The sequence below is a fragment of the Nocardioides nematodiphilus genome (genome assembly GCF_020216525.1).
GTDB classification, from domain to species: Bacteria; Actinomycetota; Actinomycetes; order Propionibacteriales; family Nocardioidaceae; genus Nocardioides; species Nocardioides nematodiphilus.
Window position 1 is genome coordinate 196,580 of the sequence record NZ_JAIWOY010000005.1, and the last position, 25,270, is coordinate 221,849.

The window sequence follows — 25,270 nt, forward strand, 5'->3', positions numbered from 1 at the left end:
CGCGGTGTAGCGCTTACTCTTGTTACCGGTGCGCAGAGCACCGGTAACATCCGCGCACCGCAGGAGGCCCCATGTCCGAGTCCCATCAGCCGTACGGCGCCGGTGCTGTCGATGACCGCGAGGCCGTGGCGCCGATGCGTGACCACGGCTTCTTCGCTCCCGACTCGGTGGCGCGCCATGTCTGGTCCCACCCCTCCTCGGCGCTGATCGGCTTCGCCCGTGCGGTGACCATCGAGCACCTCGACCCCGACCTCGCGGCCGCCGTCGCCGCAACCGGCCAGGTCAAGCAGCGCACCCCGCTGCGCTACGACCGGACGATGCAGTACTTCGCGACGATCCTCTACGGCGACGCGCAGTCGGTGCTCAGGTCGTCCGACATCCTGATGAGGATCCACTCCCGCTCCGTCGGCACCGACCCGGTCACCGGCCGCGAGTTCGCGGCCAACGACCCCGACTCCCAGACGTGGATCCACCTGACCGCCTGGCACTCGATCCTCAAGTGCTACGAGATGTTCGGCCCCGGCAAGCTCTCCGCTGAGGACGAGGCGAGCTATTGGCAGGAGTGCGTGACCGCGGCGCGCTTCCAGACGATCGGCACCGACGCGATGCCGCGCACCCGCGAGGACGTCACCGCCTACTTCGAGTCCTTCCGCCCGCGGATGATCGCCTCCGAGATCAGCATCGACATGTTCGACTTCCTGACGAACATGCACCGCTCCTCGCTGCCGGACTGGGTGCCGTCGTACATCCGGATCCCGTTCAACATGTACATCCGCAAGGCGATCATCGCGACGATGCCGCACTGGATGCGGGAGATGGGCGGGGTGCCGCAGAGCGCGGCCACCGACGCGGTCGTCATCGCGACCCTCAGGCCGGTCCTGACCGCGCTGTGGCGGATGACGCCGCTGGTGCTGCGCATCATGAAGGCGATGACGCCGCGCTCCTACCCCGTGATCGCGCCGTACTTCCACCGGATCGCGCCGCTCAGTGACAAGGTCTGGGAGGTCGACGAGGCCCGCCAGGAGTTCGGCTACCGGACGCCGGCCGAGATCTACGCCGAGCAGCTCGAGCTTCGCGAGGCGGGCAAGATCAAGGCGTACGAGCAGAACCACCACGACCAGATCCTCGCCTTCGACACCGCCGGCGAGCGCGGCGGCGCACTCGCCAACTGAGCCCGGCCACCCGAGACCTGAGGAGCACACAGATGACCCAGCAAGACATGCGCACGCCGACCCACGCCGAGCTCGACGAGATGGTGGCCGAGCTCGCCGCCGGGGCGAAGACCTGGGCGGGCATGGACCTGCACGAGCGCGCCCAGATCCTGCGCGCGACCCAGAAGAGCGTGGCCGCGACGGCCGGCATCTGGGCCGGCGCCGCGACGTCGGCCAAGCAGGTGCCCTCGGGCAGCCTCGAGGGTGAGGAGTGGATGAGCGGTCCCGCCGCGGTCGCGCCGATGCTGGGCGAGTACGCCGACACCCTGCACCTGCTCGCCCACGGCCGGTCGGCGATCGAGGGCCGCAAGCTCGGCACCGCGCCCGGTGGCCGCGTGAGTGTCCGGATCCTGCCGGGCGATCTCAAGGACAACCTGCTCTTCAACGGGTTCGTCGGCGAGGTCTGGCTCCAGCCGGGTGTCACCGCCGAGCAGGCCAAGGCCGACGCCGGCCTCGGCGCGAAGCGCGTCGGGGAGAACGGCGGCGTGGGCCTGGTCCTCGGTGCCGGCAACATCTCGGCGATCGGGCCGCTCGACATCGCCTACGAGCTCGTCGCGTACAACCGGGTCAGCATCCTCAAGCTCAACCCGACCTTCCAGCACCTCCTTCCGGTGTACGAGATGGCGCTCGCGCCGCTCATCGAGGCGGGCCTGCTGCGCATCGTCAACGGCGGCGCCGAGGTCGGCGGCTACCTCGCGGACCACCCGGGCATCAGCCATGTCCACATCACCGGCTCCGGTCGTACGCACGACGCGATCGTGTGGGGCCCGGGCGATGAGGGCGCCAGGAACAAGGCCGCCGGCACGCCCAAGCTCAGCAAGGAGATGACCTCCGAGCTCGGTGGGGTCTCGCCGATCATCGTGGTCCCCGGGACGTGGTCGAAGGGCGACCTGCGCTTCCAGGCCGAGCATGTCGTCACCCAGCGTCTACACAACGCCGGCCACAACTGCATCGGCGGCCAGGCGCTGATCCTGTCGGCCGACTGGGACCAGAAGGACGCCTTCCTCGCCGAGATCCGGGGCGTGCTCGAGGAGATCACTCCGCGCTCGCCGTGGTACCCCAACGGCCAGGCCAGCATCGACCGGGCGAAGGCCACCTACGGTGCCGACGCCGAGCAGGTCGGCAGCGCGGTCCTGGTCGCCATGAAGGACGAGTCGCCCAGCGAGCTCTACGACGGCGAGTACTTCGCGGCCGTCCTCGGCATCACCGAGCTCCCCGGCACGGGCGCTGACTTCCTCGCGAACGCTGTCGACTTCGCCAACGACCGTCTCGACGGGACCCTGGGCGGCTCGGTCATCGTCCACCCGAAGGACATCAAGGCGATGGGTGAGCGCTTCGACGAGCTCGTCGCCGAGCTCAAGTACGGCGCGGTCGGCATCAACGTCTGGAGCGGCGTGGCCTTCCTGCTCGGCGGGGCGACCTGGGGCGCGTATCCGGGACATACGCTCGACGCGGTCGGCTCGGGCATCGGCGTCGTGCACAACACGCATCTGATGGACCACGTGGAGAAGACCGTCGTGAGCGGCCCGTTTCACATGTTCCCGGCCTCGGTGCTCAGCGGCGAGCTCACGCTCGCGCCGCGGCCGCCGTGGTTCGTGACGGCGAAGACGTCCGCGACCGTGGGCAAGGCACTGGCCGCGCTCGCCGGAAAACGCACCTGGCTGGGCGTCCTCAAGGTCGTCCCGCCCGCGATGCGCGGCTGACGCTGGTCGTGATGCCACAGCGCGACGGGCGCCACTCCCGGTGGAACGGCCACCGGGAGGAGCGCCGACGCCTGATCCTCGACGCGGCGATCGCCGTCGTCGAGGAGGCGCCCCAGGGCGCCGAGCTGCGCCTGCAGGACGTGGCCGCACGTGCCGGCCTGGTCCGTACGGTCGTGCAACGGCACTTCGGCGGCCAGGTCGGCCTGTTGCGGGCCGTCCAGGCGGACGTCCTGGAGCAGGCGTTCGCGCTGATCGGCGAGCCGGTCGAGCTGAGCTCGAGCCTGCACGACATCGCGGTTCAGATCGTCGGCACGACGATCGAGTGGGTCGACGGCCATCCTGGGCTGCACGCGCTGATCGAGCGCGAGGTCGGGGACGGCGAGCCGAGCGAGCTGTCGAGGGCGATCGGGTCGTACGCGCTGTTCCTCAGCGGACTGGTGGAGCAGGTCGCGGAGATCGGCGGCGTGCGGCTCACCTCCCTGCAGAACGAGGAGATCCGGCTCCTCTCGGTGGGGATCATCGGCCAGGTCCGGGTCGCGGTCACCGGCTGGCGCGAGGGCGAGTACCGCGAGGTCGGCGCCGCCCATCTCGGTGAGCTGCTCGCCACCTGGATCACCGCACAGATCGTGCTCCAGGCCCGGCGACTCGGCCTGCGGCTGGACCCCGAGCTACCGCTCGCGGAGGCAGCGATGGATTTGATGGACACGTTCCTGGCCGATGTGACCGGCCAGTAGGTTTCATCCAGAACCGCACCTGTTCGAACGACTGATGGAGGCGACCGTGGCGTCGTACAACCTGTCTGCCCTGCTGGAGAGCGGCGCTGCCGCCCACCCCGAGCGCGATGCGATCGTCATCGGCGACACCCGGCTCACCTACGGCACCGTCAACGCCCTGGCCAACCAGGTCGCCAACACCCTGGTCGCCCGCGGCATCAAGCCCGGCGACAAGGTCGCGCTGACCAGCCCGAACACCCCGTACTTCACGATCATCTTCTTCGGCATCCTCAAGGCCGGCGCCACCGTCGTTCCGCTCAACGTGCTCCTCAAGGGCCGTGAGGTCGCCTACCACCTGGGCGACTCCGAGGCGAAGGCCTACTTCTGCTTCGAGGGCACCGCCGACCTCCCGACCGGCGCCGAGGGCTACGCCGGCTTCCAGGAGGCCGCGGGTTGCGAGCACTTCTTCGTCATCACCGCCGACCCGATGGCCGCCTCCCCGATCGAGGGGGCCGAGACGCTCTTCGGTGCGATCGGCCAGCAGGCGCCGGCGTTCGAGACGGTCGAGACCGACGAGGAGGACACCGCGGTCGTCCTCTACACCTCCGGCACGACCGGCCAGCCCAAGGGCGCGGAGCTGCGTCACCGCAACCTGCGCGACAACGCGCTCCTCGGCGAGACGTCCTTCGCCGCCAGCGCCGAGCGGCCCGACACCGCGCTGGTGGTGCTGCCGCTCTTCCACGTCTTCGGCCTCACCGTGATGCAGAACGGCATCCTGGCCTACGGCGGCACGATGGTGATGCTGCCGCGCTTCGACGCCGCGACCGCGCTGCAGCTGATGCTCCGCGAGAAGGTCACGTTCTTCGGCGGGGTCCCGACCATGTACTGGGGGCTGCTCGGCGCGCTCGACGACACGGTCGACGTCGCCGAGCTCAAGAGGAACCTGCGTGCTGCGGTCTCCGGCGGCTCGGCCCTGCCCGTCGAGATCCACAAGGAGTTCGAGGCCCGCTTCGGCGTCACCATCCTCGAGGGCTACGGCCTGTCCGAGACCTCCCCGGTCGCCGCGTTCTCCGTGTGGGGCGAGCCGGCCCGCCCGGGATCGATCGGCAAGCCCGTCAAGGGTGTCGAGCTCGAGCTGATCACCCCCGACAGCTGGGAGCCGATCGCGTGGGACGAGGACGCGGTCGGCGAGATCGCGATCCGCGGCCACAACGTGATGAAGGGCTACTTCAACCGCCCCGAGGCGACCGCGGCCGTCATCAGCGCGGACGGCTGGTTCCGTACGGGCGACCTCGCCCGCCGTGACGCCGACGGCTGGTACTACATCGTCGACCGGACCAAGGACATGATCATCCGCGGCGGCTACAACGTCTATCCGCGCGAGATCGAGGAGGTGCTGCTGACCCACCCGGCGATCTCGCTGGCCGCGGTCATCGGCGTCCCGAACGAGGTCCACGGCGAGGAGATCAAGGCGTACGTCATCCTCAAGCCCGGCGCCACCGCCACCGAGGACGACATCATCGCCTGGTCGAAGGACAACATGGCGAACTACAAGTACCCGCGCCAGGTCGCGATCGTGCCGTCACTGCCGATGACGGCGACCGGCAAGATCCTCAAGCGCGAGCTCAGCTGACCACGCCGGTCGAGAGGTCACTTCTCGCGGGTCGAGTGTCCACGTGACTGGACACTCGACCCTCCGAAAGTGACCTCTCGACCTCAGGCGAAGGGGTTGGGCAGCGCGCCGGGGAGCTTGGCGAGGATCTCGCGGGCGTTGGCGGCGACCTTGTGCTCGACGAGCACCTCGTACTTGGTGGCGATCACCTGGGAGACCGAGGAGAAGTCGCGCTGGCCGCGCTGCATCGCGAAGCCCAGCAGCGACCAGATCACGCCGAAGACCAGACCGAGGATCATCGTGGAGATGATCTCGGCGAGCACGTGGTCGGGGTTGCCGAAGAACGAGAAGATCAGGCCGACGAAGAGGCCGAGCCAGATGCCGGAGAGCGCGCCGTTGAGGGCGACCCGGCCGGTGGTGAGCCGTCCGGTGATGCGCTCCATCTGCTTGAGGTCCGTACCGACGATCATGCAGTTCTGGACGGGGAAGCCCTCGTCGGAGAGGAAGTCGACGGTCTTCTGGGCGGTCGCGTAGTCGTCGTAGACGGCCAGCGACTGCGGGAACTGCAGGCGGAAGGCCGCCTTGGCGAGCGCGGACTGGGCGGCAGGATTGCTCATGCCTGCCAGTGTGCCCGATAGGATCCCGCCATGCCTCGAGTCGTCGTCGACGTCATGCCCAAGCCTGAGATCCTGGACCCGCAGGGGAAGGCCGTCCTGGGCGCGCTCCCGCGTCTCGGTCTGACCGGGATCAGCGATGTCCGTCAGGGCAAGCGCTTCGAGCTCGAGGTCGCCGAGGTGACCGACGAGCTGCTCGCCGAGATCGAGAAGATCGCCGACACCTTCCTGGCCAACACGGTCATCGAGAACTACGTCGTGCGGGTCGAGCAGTGAAGGTCGGGGTCGTCACCTTCCCCGGCACCCTCGACGACGTCGACGCCGCTCGCGCCGTCCGCCTCGGCGGCAACGACGCCATCCCGCTCTGGCACGGCGACCACGACCTGAAGGGCGTCGACGCGGTCGTCCTGCCCGGCGGATTCTCGTACGGCGACTACCTGCGCTGCGGTGCCATCTCCCGCTTCTCGCCGGTCATGGCCGAGGTCATCGAGGCGGCCCAGAAGGGCATGCCCGTCCTCGGCATCTGCAACGGCTTCCAGATCCTCGTCGAGTCGCACCTGCTGCCCGGCGGCCTGCTGCGCAACGACCACCTCAAGTTCGTCTGCCGCGACCAGAAGCTGCGCATCGAGAACGCCTCGACGCCGTGGACCTCGGCGTACGCGCAGGGCCAGGAGATCGTCGTCCCGCTGAAGAACGGCGAGGGCCAGTACGTCGCCGACGCCGAGACGATCGCGCGTCTCGAGGGTGAGGGCCGCGTCGTCGCCCGCTACCTCGAGGTCAACCCGAACGGCTCGATCAACGACATCGCCGGCATCTGCAACGAGCGCGGCAACGTCGTCGGCCTCATGCCCCACCCGGAGCACGGCGTCGAGGAGCTCACCGGCTCCGGCACCGACGGGCTCGGCTTCTTCAGCTCGCTCGTCGAGCAGGCCTTCGCCTGACCCAGCGCTGACAGCACGAGCCCGCCGCGTCGATGACGCGGCGGGCTCTTCTGCTTGCAGTGCTCAGCGAACCCCGGAGCCGAGCGCGTTCCAGGTGCTGGTGCCCGCGACGCCGCGATAGCTGAGCCCGTGCGCCTTCTGGTAGGCGACCAGGGCTGCCTGGGTGCTGCTGTCCAGGACGCCGGTGATCGCCAGCGGCCGGGGCGTCTGAGCGGTGGTGAGCAGCGCGCGCTGCAGGTCGCGGACCGACGGGCCGGTCGACCCGTACTTGATCGTCTGGCGCGCGCCACTGGCGAAGAGGGTGAGCCACAGCTTCTTGGTCCACACCGCGGAGGTCGTGCTGGCGCCGTGGGCGCCGCGCCAGGCGGTGATCGCCGCGACCGCGCCCTTGCCCAGCTTGGCGTTGATCCGCCCGGTGTAGCCGCCGCGCTCGCTCATCACGCACTTGAGCGCCTTCACGTACGGACGCAGGGTGACGTCGACCTTCGCGCCGGTGGCCGGCGGGGTGAGCTTGGGGTAGCTCGCGAAGTCGACCGGCACGCCGCCGCAGTGCGTCTCGGCTGAGGCGATGCTGCCCCGCCCGACGTCGAGGAAGTTGCGGTCGATGTTGATCGTGACGCCGGCCCACTTCTCGTTGTGGCCGCCCTGGTACTGGTGCACCCGCTGGTGGATGGCCCAGCCGGACGGCGAGAGGTAGGTCGAACCGGTGTCGGCGCGGCCGTTCCAGTCCGCGATCCAGATCTGGTCGGGATAGGCGTACGCGGCGCCCGCGGCACGGGCCTGGTCGAGGACCTTGAGGCCGGACCCGGCACTGGAGTAGACGCCGGAGAGGTAGCGGTGGGCCTTGATCTCGACGGTCCATGCCGAGAGGAAGGCGAGCCCGGACTCCTTGCACGCCTTCTTGCTGACGTCGTACGCCTCGAGGTCGTAGAAGAGCGTGCTGCCCGGGACGATGCCGAGACCCGCCGCGGCTGCCAGGGCCCGGTCGGCCTCGAGCTTGCCCTGCGCGGTCGCGTTGGCGTACGCGCCGGTCGACGTCCTGGTGGCGTCGATGACCGGGTCGATCTTCGGTCCGTAGCGCGGGAAGCGGGTGCTGCAGCTGGCCTGCGGCCCGAGTGTGATCGGCAGCAGGTGCCAGCCCCGGGCGAGCTGGTTGGCGACCCAGGTCGGGGTGAGGTTGGTCTGCACCTTGCAGGCCCGCGAGTTGCCGGAGATGTAGATGCCGGCGGCGAGGAACGGCGACGCGGCCATCCAGGCGTCCATCGCGCTCTGGCTGGGCGCGTTGCACTGGTCGAAGCCGTAGCCGGTGAGGTTGCCCGGCGTCGCCGGATTGGCCGGGTTCACGATGACCGGCCCGGGCGTCGGCGTCGCCGACGCGGTCGGTGACGGGCTGGGCGAGGTGCTCGTCCGGGCGACGGCCGAGGGCGCTGCCAGCAGCGAGGCGAGCAGTGCGACGGCGAGGGCGCGGGAGGCGCGGGGCAGGACAGACATGGCCACAGCACTGTAAGTCACAACAGTCACATCGGTAACAGAACGACGGGATTGAGTGTGGAGATATACAGACGAGCGCGAGCACACCCTGCGGCGGACGGCGCCGGATCACCTGGGTGAGCGCCGGCATGAGAGCCATGCCCGCCAGGACCGCTGCGGCGATGAAGCCGTAGTGCGCCCCGTGCAGGAAGTCGCCCGTGACCTGGTGGGCCGCATAGACCGAGGCCACCACCGCGAGCCCGACCGAGCCGCCGAGCTGCTGCATGGTCTGCAGCAGGCCCGAGGCCGAGCCGGCGTGCTCCGGCTCGACGCCGCCGAGCACGATCACCGAGATCGGCATGAAGGCGGTGCCCATCGAGAGACCCATCACGAACATCGCCGGCATCGCCCACGGGTACCCGTCGGCCCCGGACAGCTGCGAGAGCCAGGTCATCGCCGCGGTGACGCCGACCGAGCCCGCGATAACGAGCGGGGCGGGGCCGAAGCGGCGTACGAGACGCGGGGTCACCCGCGACATGGTGAAGACCGACAGCGGCATCGGCAGGAACGCCAGGCCCGCGATCAGGGGGCTGAAGCCGAGGTCGTCCTCGAGGAACTGCACCAGCAGGAAGAACGTCGCGAGCATGCCGCCGTAGAGCGCGGCCATCGTGACGAGCGCGGCGACGCGGTGCCGGTCCTGGAGCAGGGCGGGGCGCAGCAGCGGGTGGCTGTGGTGCGTCTCGGCCCAGGCCAGCAGGGCGAGCAGGGCGGCGGCCACGAGGAAGCCCGAGACCGTCTGGATCGAGCCCCAGCCGAAGTCGGGCGCCTTGAGCAGCGTCCACACGATCGAGACCGCGACGCCGGTGGCGGCGATCGCACCGACGACGTCGAAGCGGCCGTGGCGGCGAGCGGTCTCACCGACGAAGCGCGGGACGAGCGCGATCACCGCGATGCCGATCGGCACGTTGATGAACATCGTCCAGCGCCAGTCGAGCAGGTCGGTGAGGACGCCCCCGAGGATGAGCCCGATCGCGGCGCCACCCGAGGAGACCGCGGTGAAGGCCGCGAGCCCGCGGTTGCGGGCGGCCTCATCGGGCGCGGTCGTGGTGATCAGGGCGAGCACGCTCGGGGCCGCGAGCGCGGCGCCGACGCCCTGGAGGGCGCGGGCGGCGATCAGCATCGCCGGCGAGACCGCCAGGCCACCGGCCAGCGAGCTGGCCACGAAGACGCCCAGGCCCACCATGAAGAAGATGCGGCGGCCGTAGACGTCACCGAGGCGGCCGCCGAGGAGCAGCAGGCCACCGAAGGCCAGCGTGTAGCCACTGAGCACCCACGAGAGCCCGGCAGCGGTGAAGTCGAGCCCGACGGCGATGTCCGGGAGCGCGACGTTCACCACGGTGGCGTCGAGCGTGAGCATGAGCTGTGCGAGCAGGATGAGGAAGAGCGCGATGGCGCGGTTGCGGGGCGTCGGGGCGGCCGGGTTCACCGGCTCCGGCGCCACGCCGGCGGCGCGAGTGTGGTCGCGCGAGAGCAGCTGGGAAGACATGGGTGATCAGTCCTGTTCTGGTCATTTGCAGACCGACGTAGACTTAGCGGAGGATTACTCCGGTTACGTTGAAGACAATACGGAGAGTGTCTCCGTTTTGCAAGGTGTAGCGTCACAGCACCTTCGATCCATTCCCGGAGGCACGAACAGAAAGGTGATGAGGACCGATGCGCGCAGATGCGCAGCGCAATCGCGACAAGATCGTCGAGGTCGCGCGCCAGGTCTTCCGTGAGAAGGGCTATGACGCCCCCCTCGACGAGATCGCCAAGAAGGCCGGCGTCGGCGCCGGCACGCTCTACCGGCACTTCCCGAGCCGCGACGATCTGCACGACGCGGTGATGCAGGCGTGGGCCGACGGCGTCGATGTCGCCACCGAGAAGGCGCTCGCCCACGAGGGCGACTCCCGCGAGGTGCTGCTCGACTGGTTCCGCACCTACGTCGGCCTGGTCAGCAGCTACAAGGGCTCCCCGGCCAAGATCACCTCGGCGATGGGGGACCCCGACTCCCCGATCCGGACCAAGTGCCAGGTCCTCTCCGCGGCCAACGCGAAGGTGATCGAGCGCCTCGGCGACGCCCTCAGGCCCGGCATCGAGCCCGTCCAGATGGCCCGCCTGATCGGCGGGGTCGCCACCGTCGCCGACACCGCGAGCCTCGACGCAGAGGCGGTCGACCCGCTGCTCGCCGTCGTCGCCGACGGCCTGCTCGCCTGACCGAGGGGTCCACGCACCGGACGGCGCGTCTCGCCGAGTCGGTCCCAGGGCGCAGTCGCGGATAGATTTGCGCCCGTGACCGCCGCGCAGCCCGTCCTTGACACCGTCACCAACGCCTCCGCCGACCCCGAGCGCTCGCAGCCGTGGGCCGAGCTGGGACTGAAGGAGGACGAGTACGCCGAGATCAAGCGCATCCTCGGGCGGCGCCCGACCGGTGCCGAGCTCGCCATGTACTCCGTGATGTGGAGCGAGCACTGCTCGTACAAGTCCTCCAAGGTGCACCTGCGCCAGTTCGGTGAGATCCCGCAGGAGACCCCGGCGGGCAAGATGCTCGCAGGCATCGGCGAGAACGCCGGCGTCATCGACATCGGTGACGGCTTCGCGGTCACCTTCAAGGTCGAGTCGCACAACCACCCGTCGTACGTCGAGCCCCACCAGGGCGCCGCGACCGGCGTCGGCGGCATCGTCCGCGACATCCTCGCGATGGGCGCGCGCCCGGTCGCTGTGATGGACCCGCTGCGCTTCGGCCCGCTCACCGAGCCCGACACCCGCCGCGTGCTGCCGGGCATCGTCTCCGGGGTCGGCCACTACGGCAACTGCCTCGGCCTGCCGAACATCGGCGGCGAGGCCGTCTTCGACGCCTCGTACCTGGGCAACCCGCTCGTCAACGCGCTCGCGGTCGGCGTCCTCAAGCACGAGGACCTCCACCTCGCGAAGGCGTCCGGCGCCGGCAACCTCGTCATCATGTACGGCGCCCGTACCGGAGGCGACGGCATCGGCGGCGCCTCCATCCTCGCCTCGGTCGAGTTCGACGAGGACGGCCCGGCCAAGCGCCCCTCGGTCCAGGTCGGCGACCCGTTCATGGAGAAGCTGCTCATCGAGTGCACGCTCGAGCTGTTCGCCTCCGGCATCGTCCGCGGCATCCAGGACTTCGGCGCGGCCGGCATCTCGTGCGCGACCTCCGAGCTGGCCGCGGCCGGTGACGGCGGCATGCACGTCGAGCTGACCAAGGTGCCGCTGCGCGACTCCACGCTCGCTCCCGAGGAGATCCTCATGAGCGAGTCGCAGGAGCGGATGATGGCTGTCATCGCCCCCGAGGACGAGGCCACCTTCTACGCGATCTGCAAGAAGTGGGACGTCGAGGCCGCCACCATCGGCACCGTCACCGGCAACGGCCGCCTGGTCATCGAGTGGAACGGCGAGACCATCGTCGACGTCGACCCGCGCACCGTCGCCCACGACGGCCCGGTCTACGAGCGCCCGTACGCGCGCCCGTCGTGGCAGGACGCGCTGCAGGCCGACGGCGCCGAGGCGCTCGCGCGCCCCGCGAGCGCCGAGGAGCTCCGCGCCCAGATCCTCCAGCTCGTCGCCTCGGACAACCTGTGTGACAAGTCCTGGATCACCGACCAGTACGACCGCTACGTCCGCGGCAACACCGTGCTCTCGCAGCCGTCCGACTCGGGCATGATCCGCGTCGACGAGTCGAGCAACGTCGGCGTCTCGCTCTCCACCGACGCCAACGGCCGCTACGCCAAGCTGGACCCGTACGCCGGCGCGCAGCTCGCGCTGGCTGAGTCCTACCGCAACGTCGCCACCGGTGGCGCGACCCCGCTGGCCATCTCCGACTGCCTCAACTTCGGCTCGCCGGAGGACCCGGACGTGATGTGGCAGTTCGCGGAGGCCTGCCGCGGTCTCAAGGACGCCTGCCTCGAGCTCGGCATCCCGGTCACCGGCGGCAACGTCTCGCTCTACAACCAGACCGGCGAGACCCCGATCCACCCGACCCCGGTCGTCGCCGTGCTCGGCCTCATCGAGGACGTCACCAAGCGCACCCCGTCGAAGTTCCAGGCCGCCGGCGAGAAGATCTTCCTGCTCGGCGAGACCCGCGAGGAGCTCTCCGGCTCCGAGTGGGCGCACGTCGTGCACGGCCACCTCGGCGGTCTGCCGCCGAAGGTCGACCTCGCCGCCGAGGCCAGCCTGGCCAAGCTGCTCAAGGATCTGGTCGGCGTCATCTCCTCGGCCCACGACCTCTCCGACGGCGGCCTCATGCACGCCCTCGCCGAGCCCGCCATGGTCTCCGGCATCGGCGTCGAGGTGAAGATCGAGGGCGACGCGTTCGTCGGACTCTTCTCCGAGTCGGTCGCTCGGGTGATCGTGACGGTCACCGGCGAGAACGAGGCCGCGCTGGTCGCCGCCGCCGACGAGTACGGCATCGCGCTGAACGAGCTCGGCGCCACCGGCGGCGACGCGTACACGCTGTCCACCGAGGCCGGCGAGATCTCGATCCCGCTCGCGGAGCTGACCGCCGCCTGGAAGGCGCCCATCCCGGCCGCCATGGCCTGATCGCTCCGATCGTTCATCAAGACAACACGCCCGATCCGGCTCGCCGGGTCGGGCGTGCGTCTATTCTGGCGCGGTTGCCCGACCCCATCCAAGGAGCCAAGCCACCGTGATGAGTGCCCGTGTTGTCGGAGACCGGATCCGCGGATTGTTCGGTCGCTCGTCCCAGGAGCCGGCAGCTCCGGCCGCGCCGCGTCGCTCGCTCAACGAGATCGGGCTCTCGACCGGCACCGACAAGGCCTCCACGATGCACGACTACCTCGGGGTCTACGAGCGCAACCTGTCGCACCTGCGTGACCGCGACTTCCTCCTCATCGAGATCGGCGTCCACCAGGGCGCCTCGCTCAAGATGTGGGAGGAGTTCTTCTCCCGCGCCCGCATCATCGGCGTCGACATCAACCGGTCCTGCCGCCGCTTCCGCAACGACCGGATCCGGATCCGGATCGGCGACCAGGGCGACCCGGAGCTGCTCCGGTCGCTGGCGCGCAAGCGCCCGCTGGTCGTCATCGACGACGGCTCGCACCAGTGGCACCACCAGATCCAGTCGTTCCGTGCGTTCTGGCCGCACCTGGCCCCTGGCGGCACCTTCATCATCGAGGACATCCACACCAGCTTCGGTCGCTACATCCCGGTCTACGGTCGCGACGGCGGCGCCAAGGCGTACGACTTCGCCGCCGAGCTCGCCAGCGGTCTGACCGGCAGTGACTTCGCCGACCCGGCCATCGACGACTTCGAGGCGTACTGCCGCGAGACGATCGACTCGATGGTCTTCCTGCGGCACTCGGTGATCGTCCACAAGAAGCGCTACCCCCAGCCGCGGTTCACCGTCGGCAGCGTGCGCGAGCAGCCCGGTCGGATCTGGTCGACCGACGTCGGCAGCGCCTACGACCGGATCCCGGCCGAGGTCGTGGGGGCCTCCCCTCGCATCAGCGGTCTGCTGGACGAGCTGGTCGCGGACTCGCCGGTCGTCGTCGAGCCGGCGTGGAGCGGTCTGCTGGAGAACGTCACGGTCTACGGTGCCGCGCCGACCGCGACCGCCGACCGGGTGCTCCTCGACGAGACGATGAACTGCGCCCGCAACATCCGCCGCACCTCCGGGCTGTTCCGCACCGACGACGGCGAGTGGGTCCTCGAGCGGAAGAGGGTGCCGGTCGAGCTGCCCCCGCGCGCCGATGGCCGGACGCGGGTGCTGCTCAAGCAGACCTGGGACGCCAACTACGGCCACTGGATGGTCGACGCGCTGCCGAAGGTCGGGCTGCTCGCCGGCCAGTTCGACCTCGCCGAGTGCGCCTTCGTCGTCAACCAGCGCGAGGACGACAGCCCGATGCGCCGGGTGGTGCTCGACTCCCTGGAGCTCGCGGGCATCGGCGAGGACCAGGTCGAGTTCCTCTCGCAGGGCGAGGCCCACCGCTTCGACCAGCTCGTCGTGCCGGGCACCATCACCCGCCACCCGGTGACCAAGACCCCGTTCGCGATCCGCTTCCTGGAGGCGCTCGCGGAGAAGGTCGAGGCCGGTGCGCAGCAGCGGATCTACCTCTCGCGCAACGGCGGTGACCGGCGGCGCCTGGTCAACGAGGACGCCGTCATGGAGCGGCTCGCGCCGCTCGGCTACCAGCTCGTGCGCCCGGAGACCCTGTCGCTGCGCGAGCAGATCGCGGTGTTCAAGGGAGCGACGCACGTCATCGGCAACATGGGCGCGGCCTTCACCAACCTGGCCTTCAGCCCGGCCGGCGTCCAGGTGCTGACCCTGGCGACCGAGTCGATGCCGCACGACTACTTCTACGACATCACCTGCCACAAGGACGGCGCGCGCTACCGCGGTCTGCAGGGTCGCGCCGTCGGCGAGGGCCCCGCCACGATGTCCTCGGACTTCGAGGTCGACCTGGCTCTGCTCGACGAGTGCGTGGCGTGGCTGCACGACTGAGACCTGCCGCCCGCGAGGAGGTGGCCGCGGCGCGTGCGCGCGTCGAGGCCGGCACGGTTGCGAAGGCCGATCTCAAGCTCCTCACCAAGCACTACCTCGCGCTGATGGAGGCCAAGGCGCCGGGGAAGTCGGTCGAGATCCGGGTGCCGCCGTTCGCGGCCGTGCAGTGCATCGAGGGCGTACGCCACACGCGCGGCACGCCGCCGGCCGTGATCGAGACCGACGCGGCCACGTGGATCTCGGTCGCCACCGGCACGCTGACCTGGGACGAGGCGCTCGCCGCGGGGACCGTGCGCGCCAGTGGCGAGCGCACGGACCTCGCGCAGTACCTCCCGCTCGGCTGACCGGTTCCGGGCCGAACCGCTAGGCCAGGTTGCGGAGCAGCAGCGTCTCGCCGAGGACGACCCGCTCGAACTCCGCCAGGTGCAGGCCCTCGTTGGGCCCGTGCGCGCGGGTGTCCGGGTCCTCGACGCCGGTGACCAGAACGCTGGCCGCCGGGAACGCGTCCTTGAACTCCGCGATGAACGGGATCGACCCGCCGACGCCCATGTCGATCGGCGCGACACCGTCCCAGGCCTCGGTGAAGGCGGCGCGGGCGGCGTCGTACGCCGGGCCGGTGGCCTCGAGGACCGTCGGCTCCCCGGTGTCGACGACGCTGGTGCTGAGCTGGGCGCCCCACGGGACGTGCTTCTCCAGGTGCTCCTGGAGCCGCCGGACCGCGTTCTCGCCGCTGTCGCCCGGTGCGAGCCGGATGGTGACCTTGGCGCGGGCGACCGGGGTGAGCGTGTTGGATGCGCCCTCGACCTTCGGGGCGTCGATGCCGGTGACGGTGACCGCCGGCTTGGTCCAGAGCCGCTCGACGGCCGAGCCGGTGCCGATCCACTGGGTGCCGGGTGCGGCGCCGGACTCGGCGCGGAGCCGGTCCTCGGGGTAGTCGACGTCGGCGGCCGGGCCGCTGACCAGACCCTCGACGGCGCAGGAGCCGTCCTCGGTCCACAGGGTGTTGAGCAGGCGGGTGAGCGCCATCAGGGCGTCGGGGACCAGGCCGCCCCACATGCCGGAGTGGACGGCGTGGGTGAGCGTGCGGACCTCGACGTCGACGCGGATCAGGCCTCGGAGCGAGGTGGTCAGGGCGGGTACGCCGATGTCCCAGTTGCCGGAGTCGCCGATGATGATCACGTCGGCCTTGAGCCGGTCCTGGTGCTTCTCGAGGAGCTCGGGCAGGGTCGCGGAGGCGACCTCCTCCTCGCCCTCGATGAAGAGGCGCAGCGTGACCGGGACCGAGCCGGTCGCGGCCTTGAGCGCGCGGACCGCGCCGAGGTGCATCGCGATGCCGGCCTTGTCGTCGGCGGCACCGCGGCCGTACAGGCGGCCGTTGCGGACGGTGGGCTCGAACGGTGCGGAGTCCCAGTCGGCCGGGTCGTTCTCGGGCTGGACGTCGTGGTGGGCGTAGAGCAGCACGGTCGGCGCGCCCTCGGGGCCCGTGAGCTCGCCGACGACGGCCGGCGGGGCGCCGTCGTGCGCGCGCACGATCTCGGCGGCGAAGCCCTCGGCGGCGAAGAGGTCGCGGGTGCGCTCCGCGCTGCGCTCGACCTCGCCGTGCCGGGCGGGGTCGGCGCTCACCGACTGGATCCGGACCAGCCCCTCGAGGTCCTCGAGAAGGGCGGGCATGAGGTCGCGGACGGTCGCCTTGAGGTCGCTCATGACGGCCAGATTACGGCCTGCGCCACGGACGCCACGCGGCAGGACGTCATGCGCTCCGTGCCGGTCCGCCGCAACGGAGGTACCACGTCCGGGGTCAGCCGGCCGTGCGAGGCAGCGCCACGTGGAAGGTGCTCCCCTCGCCGAGCTCGGACTCCACGCTGATCCGGCCGTGATGGCGCTGCACGACCCGGTCGGCGATCGCCAGGCCGAGCCCCGTTCCGGGACGGCGACGGGCCTGCGGGTTCGAGGAGCGGAAGAACTCCTGGAAGATCAGCTCCTGCTCCTCGGGCGCGATGCCGAGGCCGTGGTCGGTGACGGTGAGCTCGACGTCGTCCGCGCGGGCGTGTACGGCCACCGAGACGACCCCGTCCTCGTCGCTGTACTTGAGCGCATTGGTGACCAGGTTCGTGACGACGGTCTGCAGGCCTGGCCGGTTGCCGGTCAGGACCAGCCCGTCGCTCGGCGCCTCCAGCCGCACCCGCTCCGAGGACGGCACCTGGGCGACGGCCTCGCGGACCAGCTCGACCAGGTCGATCTCGTCCAGCGGGAAGTTGGACGGGTCGGAGGCGGCGGCGAGCTGGAGCAGCTCGTCGATGAGGGCGGTGGCGCGGGCCGCCCCTCGGTCGATCGCGACCAGGGCCGGGTTGGCGGCGGCCTCGGGGGAGCGCAGCATCTCGTCCTCGAGGTTCACCCGGATCGCCGCGATCGGGTTCTTCAGCTCGTGGGCCACCGTCGCGATCAGCTGGCTCTTGTACGCGTCGAGCTCCCGCAGGCGCTCGGCGGCCTCCCGCTCGAGCTCGAGGGCGCGGCTGATGCCGAGCACCCGCCCGAGGTCGCGGCCGATCTCCTGGGCGATGGCCCGCTCGGCGGGGCTCCAGTCCGGCATGTCCGCGCGCCGGTACAGGGTGAGTGCACCGAGGACCTCGGTGCCCGAGCCGAGGGGCGTGACGAGGATCGAGCTCGCGTCCAACTCCGCGAAGAGCGCCCGGAGGAACTCGTCGTCACCGGCGACCAGCGGGAAGTCGATCTGCTCGGTGGCGGTGGTGATCGCGACGGTGTGGTGCTCCCAGGCGTACCTGGCCACCCGCACCCGGATCGCCTGCAGTCGTGGGTGCTCGCTGTCGACCACCGTGCCCGAGGAGGCGAAGACCTTCGGCACGTCGCCGTCGAAGAGCGTCGCCCGCAGCCCGAGCAGGCCGAGACCGCCCACGAGACCGTCGGCGACCGCGCCGAGGGTCTCGCGGGGGGAGTCCGTGCCGCTCGCGCGGGCCAGCGCCTGGCGGGCGGTCTCGGCGAGCCGCAGCTTGTCGGCGTAGTCCTCCCGCTCGAGCGCCGTCAGCAGGACCCGCGCCGCCTGTGCGGCGTACTCGTTCAGGCGGGTCTGAGCATCCTCGTCGGGCACCCGGCCGTCGACCGGACCGTCCAGTCGGATGAGGCCCCGGAGGCTGCCGCTCGAGTCGCGTACGGGCACCGCGAGCGCGCTGTGGACGTCCCACTCCGCGTCGCGGTAGTCGTGATCGACCGTCCACTCGTTGCGGTAGATCCCGCGTGCCTGGTCGAGGAAGTGCAGCGCTCCCCATCGCTCGGCGCTCGCGAGCAGCCGCTCCGCCAGCCTGACGGGGAAGGAGACGTCCAAGAAGGCCGGCAGCGGGGCCGGCGCCCCGGTCGGGTCGATCAGCCCGCCCGCACCGGAGACCGCGACGTTGTGCACCATGTCGTCGCGCACGACGGCGATGGACACGACCAGGAACCCGCCGAAGACGCAGAGGCTCTCCGCGGCCATGCACAGCGAGGGCGCGATGACGGGATCGGCCCAGGTGGTGACGCTTGCCGGGCGCTGCTGGCCGGCGAGGAACCCGCTCATGCGTACGACCGCGGCTCGGCGGCGGGCAGGAGGACGCGGGGGGTGCTGCCGCGACCGGGCTCCGGGCGCCGCATCACCTGGTCGCGAGTGAACTCGACCGGCCAGGTCGAGTTCGTGGCGGTCGGGGCCGGCATCGGGTCGCCTCAGGTTCAAAGGGGGTTACGGAAGGGCGTCCCGAGAGCGCCCCAGGTAAAGAGGCGGACGGGGGCAGCCTACGACCTCGTCGGCGGCTCCGTCTCGAGACCTCGGGGAATCGGCGTACGACTTCGCGGACCGTAGACTGGCACCGTGCCGTTTGTGAGCCTTGACGGAGTTGTGGACACCGGACGACGAGCCGGCGACGGCCGTCTCACGATGGCCCTCGACCCCCAGGACCAGGGTCCCCAGGACCAGTGTGGTGTCTTCGGCGTGTGGGCGCCGGGCGAGGACGTCGCCAAGCTGACGTACTTCGGTCTCTACGCCCTGCAGCACCGCGGACAGGAGTCGGCAGGCATCGCTGTCTCCAACGGCCGCCAGATCCTGGTCTACAAGGACATGGGCCTGGTCTCCCAGGTCTTCGATGAGTCGACGCTCGACTCGCTCCAGGGCCACCTCGCCATCGGCCACGCCCGCTACTCCACGACGGGTGCCTCCACCTGGGAGAACGCTCAGCCGACCTTCCGCCCGACCGCGGACGGCTCGATCGCGCTCGGCCACAACGGCAACCTGATCAACACCCACGAGCTGCGGGACATGGTCGCGGACCTTCCCGAGCGCACCAGCGATCCGGTGCGCGCCGCGGACCCGGTGTCGACCAACGACACCTCGCTGCTCTCCGAGCTGCTCGCGCACCACCCGGACACCACCGTCGAGGAGCGTGCGCTGGAGCTGCTGCCTCTGGTCAAGGGCGCGTTCTGCCTGGTGTGGATGAACGAGAACACCCTCTACGCCGCGCGCGACCCGCAGGGCATCCGCCCGCTCGTCCTGGGCCGGCTCGCGAGCGGATGGGTGGTCGCCTCCGAGGACGCCGCCCTCGCCACCGTCGGGGCCAGCGTCGTCCGCGAGGTCGAGCCCGGCGAGATGATCGTCATCGACGAGAACGGCCTGCGCTCGCACCGCTTCGCCGAGCCCGAGCGCAAGGGCTGTGTCTTCGAGTACGTCTACCTCGCCCGTCCCGACGCCAACATCGGTGGCCGCAACGTGCACGAGGCCCGCGTCGAGATGGGTCGTCAGCTCGCCCGCGAGTTCCCCGTCGACGCCGACGTCGTCATCGGCGTGCCGGAGTCCGGCATCCCGGCCGCGACCGGCTTCGCCGAGCAGTCGGGCGTCCCGTACGGCCAGGGCTTCGTCAAGAACTCGTACGTCGGCCGCACCTTCATCCAGCCGTCCCAGACGCTGCGCCAGCTCGGCATCCGGCTCAAGCTCAACGCTCTCGAGCACGTGATCAAGGGCAAGCGCGTCGTGGTGATCGACGACTCGATCGTGCGCGGCAACACCCAGAAGGCGCAGATCCGGATGCTGCGCGAGGCCGGCGCCACCGAGGTGCACGTGCGGATCTCCTCGCCCCCGGTGAAGTGGCCCTGCTTCTACGGCATCGACTTCGCCACCCGCGCCGAGCTGATCGCCAACGGCCTCGACGTCAACGAGATCGCCGCCTCGATCGGCGCCGACTCGCTGGGCTACATCTCGCTCGAGGGCATGATCGCCTCGACCGAGCAGTCCACCGAGAAGCTGTGCACCGCCTGCTTCACCGGCGAGTACCCGGTGGCCCTTCCGGACGAGAGCCTCCTGGGCAAGCACCTGCTCGAGGTCTCCCTCCAGTCGCCGACCGCGGGCAAGGCCCTGCCGGTCCTCAACAATCCCTGATCGAAGGACTTCTCATGACGAACGCGTACGCCCAGGCCGGCGTCGACATCCACGCCGCGGACGCCGCCATCGAGATGTTCAAGGGTGCGGTCGCCAAGACCAAGCGCCCTGAGGTGATCGGTGGCCTCGGCGGCTTCGCGGGCCTCTTCGACGCCAGCGCGCTGAAGGACTACGAGCACCCGGTCCTGGCCACCTCCACCGACGGCGTCGGCACCAAGGTCGCCATCGCCCAGGCGATGGACGTCCACGACACCATCGGCTTCGACCTGGTCGGCATGGTCGTCGACGACCTCGTCGTCTGCGGCGCCGAGCCGCTCTTCATGACCGATTACATCGCCACCGGCAAGGTCGTCCCGGAGGTCATCACCGCGATCGTCACCGGCATCGCCAACGCGTGCGCCGAGGCGGGCGTCGCGCTGGTCGGCGGCGAGATCGCCGAGCACCCGGGCCTGCTCGAGGCCGGCGAGTACGACGTCGCGGGCGCGACCACCGGCGTCGTCGAGAAGGACGGCATGCTCGGCCCCGACAAGGTCGAGGTCGGTGACGTCGTGATCGCGATGGCGTCCTCGGGTCTGCACTCCAACGGCTACTCCCTGGTGCGCCACGTGCTGCTGAACACCGCGCAGATCCCGCTCGGCCAGCACATCGACGAGCTCGGCAAGACGCTCGGCGAGGAGCTCCTCGTGCCGACGCGGCTCTACACCAAGCCCTGCCTGCGCCTGGCCCGTGAGACCGCGACGCACGCGATGTCGCACGTCACCGGCGGCGGCCTGGCCAACAACCTCGAGCGAGTGCTGCCGGCCTCCGTGGCTGTCACCGTCGACCGCTCGACCTGGACCCCGGGCGCCATCTTCAGCCTGGTGAAGAGGACCGGCGACGTCTCGCAGCCCGACATCGAGGCCACCCTGAACATGGGCGTGGGCATGGTCGCGCTGACCGCTCCCGACGCCGTGGACGCCGCGCTGGCCATCCTGGCCGAGAGCGGTATCGAGGCGTGGGTGGCGGGCGAGGTCGTCGCCGCCGGCGCCGACAACGGTGGCCGCGTCGAGCTGATCGGCCAGCACCCGGGCTGGTGATCCAGCCCTCGAGAGGGTGACGTTCGCGACTTCCGGAGGAATGTTCGCGGGGCGCGAACATCTTTTCGATCCGCCGGTGTGCGTTCACGCCCACCGAACAGGTAGCGTTGGGCCCACGACAAGTTTTGAGGCAGTCCGGGAGCGATCCCGGCCAAGTGTGCGAGGGGGCTGGACCCTATGGGGCGCGGCCGAGCGAAAGCCAAGCAGACCAAGGTCGCTCGCGACCTGAAGTACCGCACTCACGACACCGACTTCGGTGCTCTTGCTCGTGAGCTGCACGGTGGCGAAGGCGAGTCGGATGACATCGATGCCACCGACGAGTCCGACCAATGGTCTGACTACCCCTCGCGCGATTGACGCCTCAGCCCCGGTCACCGGCCGGGGCTGACGCTCCTCGCGATCACCACGTCGCCGTGGGTGCCGTAGCCGAGCAGGCTGCCACCCCACGGACTCCCGTCGAAGCCGACCATCAGCAGCTCGCTGTCGGGGTCGGTGGTGACGGGCACCAGCGTGGGCCACGGGATGTTGGTCGGGTACGGCGCATCAAGAGCGCCGATCTCCCGCATCGACAGATCGAAGACCGGGTAGCGCTCGCGCTGACCCCGGAGTCCGTCGCGCCCGTCGCTGGCGAGCACCACCCAGTCCCCGCCGAGGCGGGCCAGGGTGGTGCCCTCGGTGGAGCGCCGCTGCGGGTCGACCCCGCGGACCTCGAGCCGATCCAGGGCCGGCCCGCTCGCGACGACCGGGTGGAACCGGAAGAACCGGCGCGCGCTGACGTACCCCACCAGCCACCCGTCCCCGGACCGGATCAGGTGTGGGTCCCACACGCCCACCGACGCGAAGCCGCTCGTCGGCAGGATGAGCGGCTCGGTGTCGAGCACGTGCTCCCCGCGGAGCAGGTCCGCGTCCGTACGGGCGATCGTCACGCTGACGCCGGCTCGCTCGCGGTCAGCATCGCTCGGCGTGACCTCGAAGGCGCCCCACGTGCTCGTCGCGACCAGCCACCCGTCGCCGTCCCGTACGAGGTGCGTGGCGTGGTCGCCGAAGACCCCCGCCTGCTGCGCGCGGCGGAAGTAGAGGTCGCTGAGATGCTCGAGCGCGAGGGCCTCGGTGTCGAGCGCCCACACCGACGTGTGCGCGGTGTCGAAGAAGCCCGGCCCGGCGCTCGTCGCCGTCAGGACGGCGCGCCCGTCGTCGGACCGGTACGGCGTCCCGTCGGCGTGGGTGGTGAGCCGCAGGTCGCGTAGTCCGAGCTGGCCGAACGAGCCGGCCTCGAGCGCCTCGACGGTGCCCTCGTGGGCGACGGACAGCTCGGCGAGCCAGGTCTCGTCCCGGGTGTCGATCAGCTCGCTGAGATCGACGCGTCCGCGCGCCTCCCACGGCTGGTCGACGCTGCGGGCCAGCACGGTGAGGTGGGTCCCGGTCAGCGTCAGCGCGATGGCATCGGCCGGCCGGGGGAGCCGACGTCGGCGGCGGCTGGCGTGGGTGGTGGTCCGGCCGCCGGCGGTGACGTGCAGCCGCACGCGGCCGTCCGCGTACTCCGCCCCCAGCACGTCGACGCCGGAGCGCCAGGACAGGACGAGCCGGTCACCGACGCCGGTCGCGACGGCGCTCGCGTAGGGCGCCGAGCGCGGGCACGGCGTCGCCGAGCGTGCGCCGCCGGCGCGGACCTGGACGTGCTGGATCAGGGCGACCGGACGGATCCGGGCGGCGTTCTCGAAGCGGGGCAGGACCACCGGGAGATCCTCTCGCATCCCGAGCGACGTGCCGTACCGCAACGAAACCTGGACGTCCGACTTTCCGCCGAACGGCTCTTCCCAAAGCGGTTCCGGAGCGACGAGGCCGCGTGTCACGCCAAGGTCCTCGTCGACGCCAACGGTGCCGTCCCGGCCTCGACGACGCCCTCGTCGAGCGCGCTGACCCCCGCCCAGCTGCAGTCGGCCTACAAGCTGACCGGGCTGAGCTCGGGCGGCAAGACCGTGGCGATCGTGGACGCGTACGGGTACGGCAACCTCGCCCGCGACCTGGCGACGTACCGGTCGTACTTCGGTCTCCCGGCGTGCACCACGGCCTCGGGCTGGGTCGTGCAGGCCAACAGCACCTCCTTCGCCGACCTCGGCACCGCGGTGAACACGGCCGCCAAGCAGGCGGGCGTAGTGGCGATCTCCAACTCCTACGGCTCCAGCGCGGACGCGGCAGACTCCAGCTACGGCAGCTACTACAACCACCCGGGCATCGCGGTGACCGCCTCGACGGGTGACAACGGCTACCTGGGTGGTTCGTTCCCGGCCTCGTCGACGTACACGGTCGCCGTCGGTGGCACCACCCTCAAGGCCACCTCGGGCACGACCCGTGGCTGGGCCGAGTCGGTCTGGAGCGGTGCCGGATCAGGCTGCTCCACGTACAACGCGAAGCCGTCGTGGCAGACCTCGGTGACCGGCTGCGCCAAGCGCGCGATGGCGGACGTCGCGGCCGCCGCAGACCCGAGCGCGGGTGGGATGGCGGTCTACTACCCGACCAACACGACCCAGTCGACGTGGGCCCAGGTCGGGGGCACGTCGGAGGCGTCGCCGATCATCGCGGCGACGTACGCGCTGGGGACCAAGACCCTGCCGTCCTACCCGGCGGCGCTGCCGTGGGCGAACTCGGGCTCGCTCAACGACGTGACCACCGGCTCCAACGGCAGCTGCTCGCCGGCGGTCTGGTGCACCGGTACGGCCCGCTGGGACGGCCCGACCGGGCTCGGCACGCCGAACGGCGCCGGCGCCTTCTGACCGGCTCCAAGGCCGGCGCCGTCTCCGTGCGGAATTTCTCTCCGCGCGGAGACGGCGCTGCCGATGTGTGAGGTATGACACTCATCCAGAACCCGCACCCTCACGCCGAGGTCGTGGCCTGGACCGACGAGCGCGTGGCGATCCACCACGCGGCTGCGTGGGACGCCTGGCTGCACGGCGCCGTGGCCGTGATGCACGACGGCGATCACGACATGCTGGTGGTGCCGATGGAGGAGCTGCGTGACACGGCGCAGCAGTACGCGGAGCGGCTCTACCAGCTCGGCTCCGTGAAGCACCTCGCCGGCCGGGACTGACCCGGCCGCGGCGGGCTACTTCTTCTTGCCCTTCTTGGCGGCAGCGGCTCGCTTGCTCGCCTTCTTCTCCGCGCGCAGTCGACGTTCCTCGACGTACATCGCGTCGGCCTCCTCGAGGGAGGGCGCGCCGCCGCCGTACGCCTTGGGCAGCCACCAGGCGCCCGGCTCCTTGTCCGGGTAGTTCGTGATCAGCCGATCGAGCATCTCGTCCATCCGGCGCTTCAGCTCCGCGGTGTCGGCCACCGGGTCACCGGTCAGGGGCATCGGCTCGCCGACCTCGATCGCGACCGGGGTGTGGCGGCTCAGGTCGAGCTTGCGGCCCTTGGTGAGGATCCGCTGCGTGCCGAAGAGGACGACCGGGATCAGCGGGACGCCGGCGTCGGCGGCGATCCGGACCGCGCCGGTCTTGAGCTCCTTGACCACGAAGCTGCGCGAGAGCGTCGCCTCGGGGAAGATCCCGACGACCTCGCCCTCCTTGAGCTTGCGTGCGGCGACCATCATGCCCTCGGCACCGGACGCGCGGTCCACGCTGATGTGGTGGAACGAGCGCATCACCGGGCCGCCGACCGGGTGGTCGAAGACCTCCCGCTTGGCCATGAAGCGCGTCAGGCGGCCACGCTCCGCGGCCGGATAGCCGGCCATGATGTAGTCGACGAACGACAGGTGGTTGACCGCGAGCAGGGCACCGCCCTCGGTCGGGATGTGCTCCTGACCGGTCATGGTGATCTGGACGTCGCCGAGCTTGAACCAGGCGCGTGCGGCGGCGATGACGGCGGGATAGACGATGTCGACCATGGTGCTCGCCATCGTGGCCGCAACCGGGCGCGAAAGCCAGTGAAACGCAGCGTAAGTGACTCGTGAGTTTTGTTCGCGGCGAATAATTCCAGGACGCGCTCAGCGGGTAGCCGT

22 protein-coding genes and 1 pseudogene are annotated in these 25,270 nt (G+C 70.6%); 15 read left to right on the forward strand and 8 right to left on the reverse strand.

Annotation, left to right across the window (positions count from 1 at the left end; all coding sequences use genetic code 11):
* The first annotated feature begins 71 nt into the window (after positions 1–71).
* Genes KSO98_RS10850 through KSO98_RS10865 form a run of 4 tightly spaced genes read left to right on the forward strand, consistent with a single transcriptional unit; the run spans position 72 to position 5,260 of the window.
* Positions 72–1,172 (forward strand): oxygenase MpaB family protein, encoded by a 1,101-nt coding sequence (locus KSO98_RS10850; RefSeq protein WP_225285577.1) that lies wholly within the window; start codon positions 72–74, stop codon positions 1,170–1,172.
* Positions 1,173–1,204: 32 nt separating this feature from the next.
* Positions 1,205–2,914 carry an aldehyde dehydrogenase family protein gene (locus KSO98_RS10855; RefSeq protein ID WP_225285578.1) on the forward strand — a complete coding sequence of 570 codons (1,710 nt, stop codon included), beginning with the start codon at positions 1,205–1,207 and terminating at the stop codon, positions 2,912–2,914.
* A gap of 11 nt (positions 2,915–2,925) precedes the next feature.
* On the forward strand, positions 2,926–3,648 hold the full coding sequence (locus tag KSO98_RS10860) for a TetR/AcrR family transcriptional regulator (RefSeq protein WP_225285579.1): 723 nt from the start codon (positions 2,926–2,928) through the stop codon (positions 3,646–3,648).
* Positions 3,649–3,682: 34 nt separating this feature from the next.
* Positions 3,683–5,260 (forward strand): long-chain-fatty-acid--CoA ligase, encoded by a 1,578-nt coding sequence (locus KSO98_RS10865; protein WP_225285581.1) that lies wholly within the window; start codon positions 3,683–3,685, stop codon positions 5,258–5,260.
* Positions 5,261–5,343: 83 nt separating this feature from the next.
* Here the strand turns inward: KSO98_RS10865 and KSO98_RS10870 are convergent, their stop codons facing one another.
* On the reverse strand, positions 5,344–5,856 hold the full coding sequence (locus KSO98_RS10870) for a YflT domain-containing protein (RefSeq protein WP_225285583.1): 513 nt from the start codon (positions 5,854–5,856) through the stop codon (positions 5,344–5,346).
* A 30-nt stretch (positions 5,857–5,886) separates the two neighbouring features.
* Between KSO98_RS10870 and purS the strand changes: the two genes are divergently transcribed.
* Positions 5,887–6,129 (forward strand): phosphoribosylformylglycinamidine synthase subunit PurS, encoded by a 243-nt coding sequence (gene purS, locus KSO98_RS10875; protein WP_225285584.1) that lies wholly within the window; start codon positions 5,887–5,889, stop codon positions 6,127–6,129.
* Positions 6,126–6,794 (forward strand): phosphoribosylformylglycinamidine synthase subunit PurQ, encoded by a 669-nt coding sequence (gene purQ, locus KSO98_RS10880; RefSeq protein ID WP_225285585.1) that lies wholly within the window; start codon positions 6,126–6,128, stop codon positions 6,792–6,794. Before purS ends, purQ begins: the two co-directional genes overlap by 4 nt.
* 63 nt (positions 6,795–6,857) lie before the next feature.
* Here the strand turns inward: purQ and KSO98_RS10885 are convergent, their stop codons facing one another.
* A complete protein-coding gene (locus tag KSO98_RS10885; RefSeq protein WP_225285586.1) occupies positions 6,858–8,285 on the reverse strand; it encodes a glycoside hydrolase domain-containing protein in 1,428 nt (475 codons plus the stop codon).
* A 298-nt stretch (positions 8,286–8,583) separates the two neighbouring features.
* Positions 8,584–9,810, reverse strand: a pseudogene (locus KSO98_RS10890) (MFS transporter); the annotation flags it as partial.
* A gap of 167 nt (positions 9,811–9,977) precedes the next feature.
* On the opposite strand from KSO98_RS10890, the gene KSO98_RS10895 reads away from it, so the two are divergent.
* The 4 genes from KSO98_RS10895 (at position 9,978) to KSO98_RS10910 (ending at position 15,128) form a co-directional block, all read left to right on the forward strand.
* Entirely contained in the window at positions 9,978–10,520 is a 543-nt protein-coding gene (locus tag KSO98_RS10895) for a TetR/AcrR family transcriptional regulator (protein ID WP_225285587.1), read from the forward strand.
* A 75-nt stretch (positions 10,521–10,595) separates the two neighbouring features.
* Complete coding sequence (purL, locus tag KSO98_RS10900) at positions 10,596–12,863, forward strand: phosphoribosylformylglycinamidine synthase subunit PurL (RefSeq protein ID WP_225285588.1); 2,268 nt, start codon at positions 10,596–10,598, stop codon at positions 12,861–12,863.
* A gap of 109 nt (positions 12,864–12,972) precedes the next feature.
* A complete protein-coding gene (locus tag KSO98_RS10905; protein WP_225285589.1) occupies positions 12,973–14,784 on the forward strand; it encodes a glycosyltransferase 61 family protein in 1,812 nt (603 codons plus the stop codon).
* Complete coding sequence (locus KSO98_RS10910) at positions 14,769–15,128, forward strand: sterol carrier family protein (protein ID WP_225285590.1); 360 nt, start codon at positions 14,769–14,771, stop codon at positions 15,126–15,128. The genes KSO98_RS10905 and KSO98_RS10910 overlap by 16 nt, the downstream gene beginning before the upstream one ends.
* Before the next feature lie 19 nt (positions 15,129–15,147).
* Here the strand turns inward: KSO98_RS10910 and KSO98_RS10915 are convergent, their stop codons facing one another.
* From KSO98_RS10915 to KSO98_RS10925, 3 genes are all read right to left on the reverse strand, one after another.
* Positions 15,148–16,488, reverse strand: coding sequence for a dipeptidase (locus tag KSO98_RS10915; protein WP_225285591.1), 1,341 nt, complete (start codon positions 16,486–16,488; stop codon positions 15,148–15,150).
* Between the two features lie 94 nt (positions 16,489–16,582).
* Positions 16,583–18,352, reverse strand: a complete 1,770-nt coding sequence (locus KSO98_RS10920; RefSeq protein WP_225285593.1) for a sensor histidine kinase — start codon at positions 18,350–18,352, stop codon at positions 16,583–16,585.
* Complete coding sequence (locus KSO98_RS10925; protein WP_225285594.1) at positions 18,349–18,486, reverse strand: hypothetical protein; 138 nt, start codon at positions 18,484–18,486, stop codon at positions 18,349–18,351. The genes KSO98_RS10920 and KSO98_RS10925 overlap by 4 nt, the downstream gene beginning before the upstream one ends.
* Positions 18,487–18,706: 220 nt before the next feature.
* On the opposite strand from KSO98_RS10925, the gene purF reads away from it, so the two are divergent.
* The 3 genes from purF to KSO98_RS10940 all read left to right on the forward strand — a co-directional run bounded on the left by purF (position 18,707) and on the right by KSO98_RS10940 (position 21,630).
* Positions 18,707–20,197: an amidophosphoribosyltransferase gene (purF, locus tag KSO98_RS10930; protein WP_225285678.1), complete on the forward strand. Its 1,491-nt coding sequence runs from the start codon at positions 18,707–18,709 to the stop codon at positions 20,195–20,197.
* A gap of 14 nt (positions 20,198–20,211) precedes the next feature.
* On the forward strand, positions 20,212–21,273 hold the full coding sequence (gene purM / locus KSO98_RS10935) for a phosphoribosylformylglycinamidine cyclo-ligase (protein ID WP_225285595.1): 1,062 nt from the start codon (positions 20,212–20,214) through the stop codon (positions 21,271–21,273).
* A 177-nt stretch (positions 21,274–21,450) separates the two neighbouring features.
* Positions 21,451–21,630, forward strand: a complete 180-nt coding sequence (locus KSO98_RS10940) for a DUF3073 domain-containing protein (protein ID WP_225285596.1) — start codon at positions 21,451–21,453, stop codon at positions 21,628–21,630.
* Positions 21,631–21,644: 14 nt separating this feature from the next.
* Here KSO98_RS10940 and KSO98_RS10945 read toward each other — a convergent pair whose 3' ends face one another.
* Positions 21,645–23,009, reverse strand: a complete 1,365-nt coding sequence (locus tag KSO98_RS10945) for a hypothetical protein (protein ID WP_225285597.1) — start codon at positions 23,007–23,009, stop codon at positions 21,645–21,647.
* On the opposite strand from KSO98_RS10945, the gene KSO98_RS10950 reads away from it, so the two are divergent.
* Entirely contained in the window at positions 22,950–24,047 is a 1,098-nt protein-coding gene (locus KSO98_RS10950) for a S53 family peptidase (RefSeq protein ID WP_225285598.1), read from the forward strand. The two genes, KSO98_RS10945 and KSO98_RS10950, sit on opposite strands and share 60 nt — an antisense overlap.
* A gap of 74 nt (positions 24,048–24,121) precedes the next feature.
* Positions 24,122–24,361, forward strand: a complete 240-nt coding sequence (locus KSO98_RS10955) for a hypothetical protein (RefSeq protein WP_225285599.1) — start codon at positions 24,122–24,124, stop codon at positions 24,359–24,361.
* Positions 24,362–24,376: 15 nt separating this feature from the next.
* Here KSO98_RS10955 and KSO98_RS10960 read toward each other — a convergent pair whose 3' ends face one another.
* Entirely contained in the window at positions 24,377–25,168 is a 792-nt protein-coding gene (locus KSO98_RS10960) for a lysophospholipid acyltransferase family protein (protein ID WP_225285600.1), read from the reverse strand.
* Between the last annotated feature and the right edge of the window lie 102 nt (positions 25,169–25,270).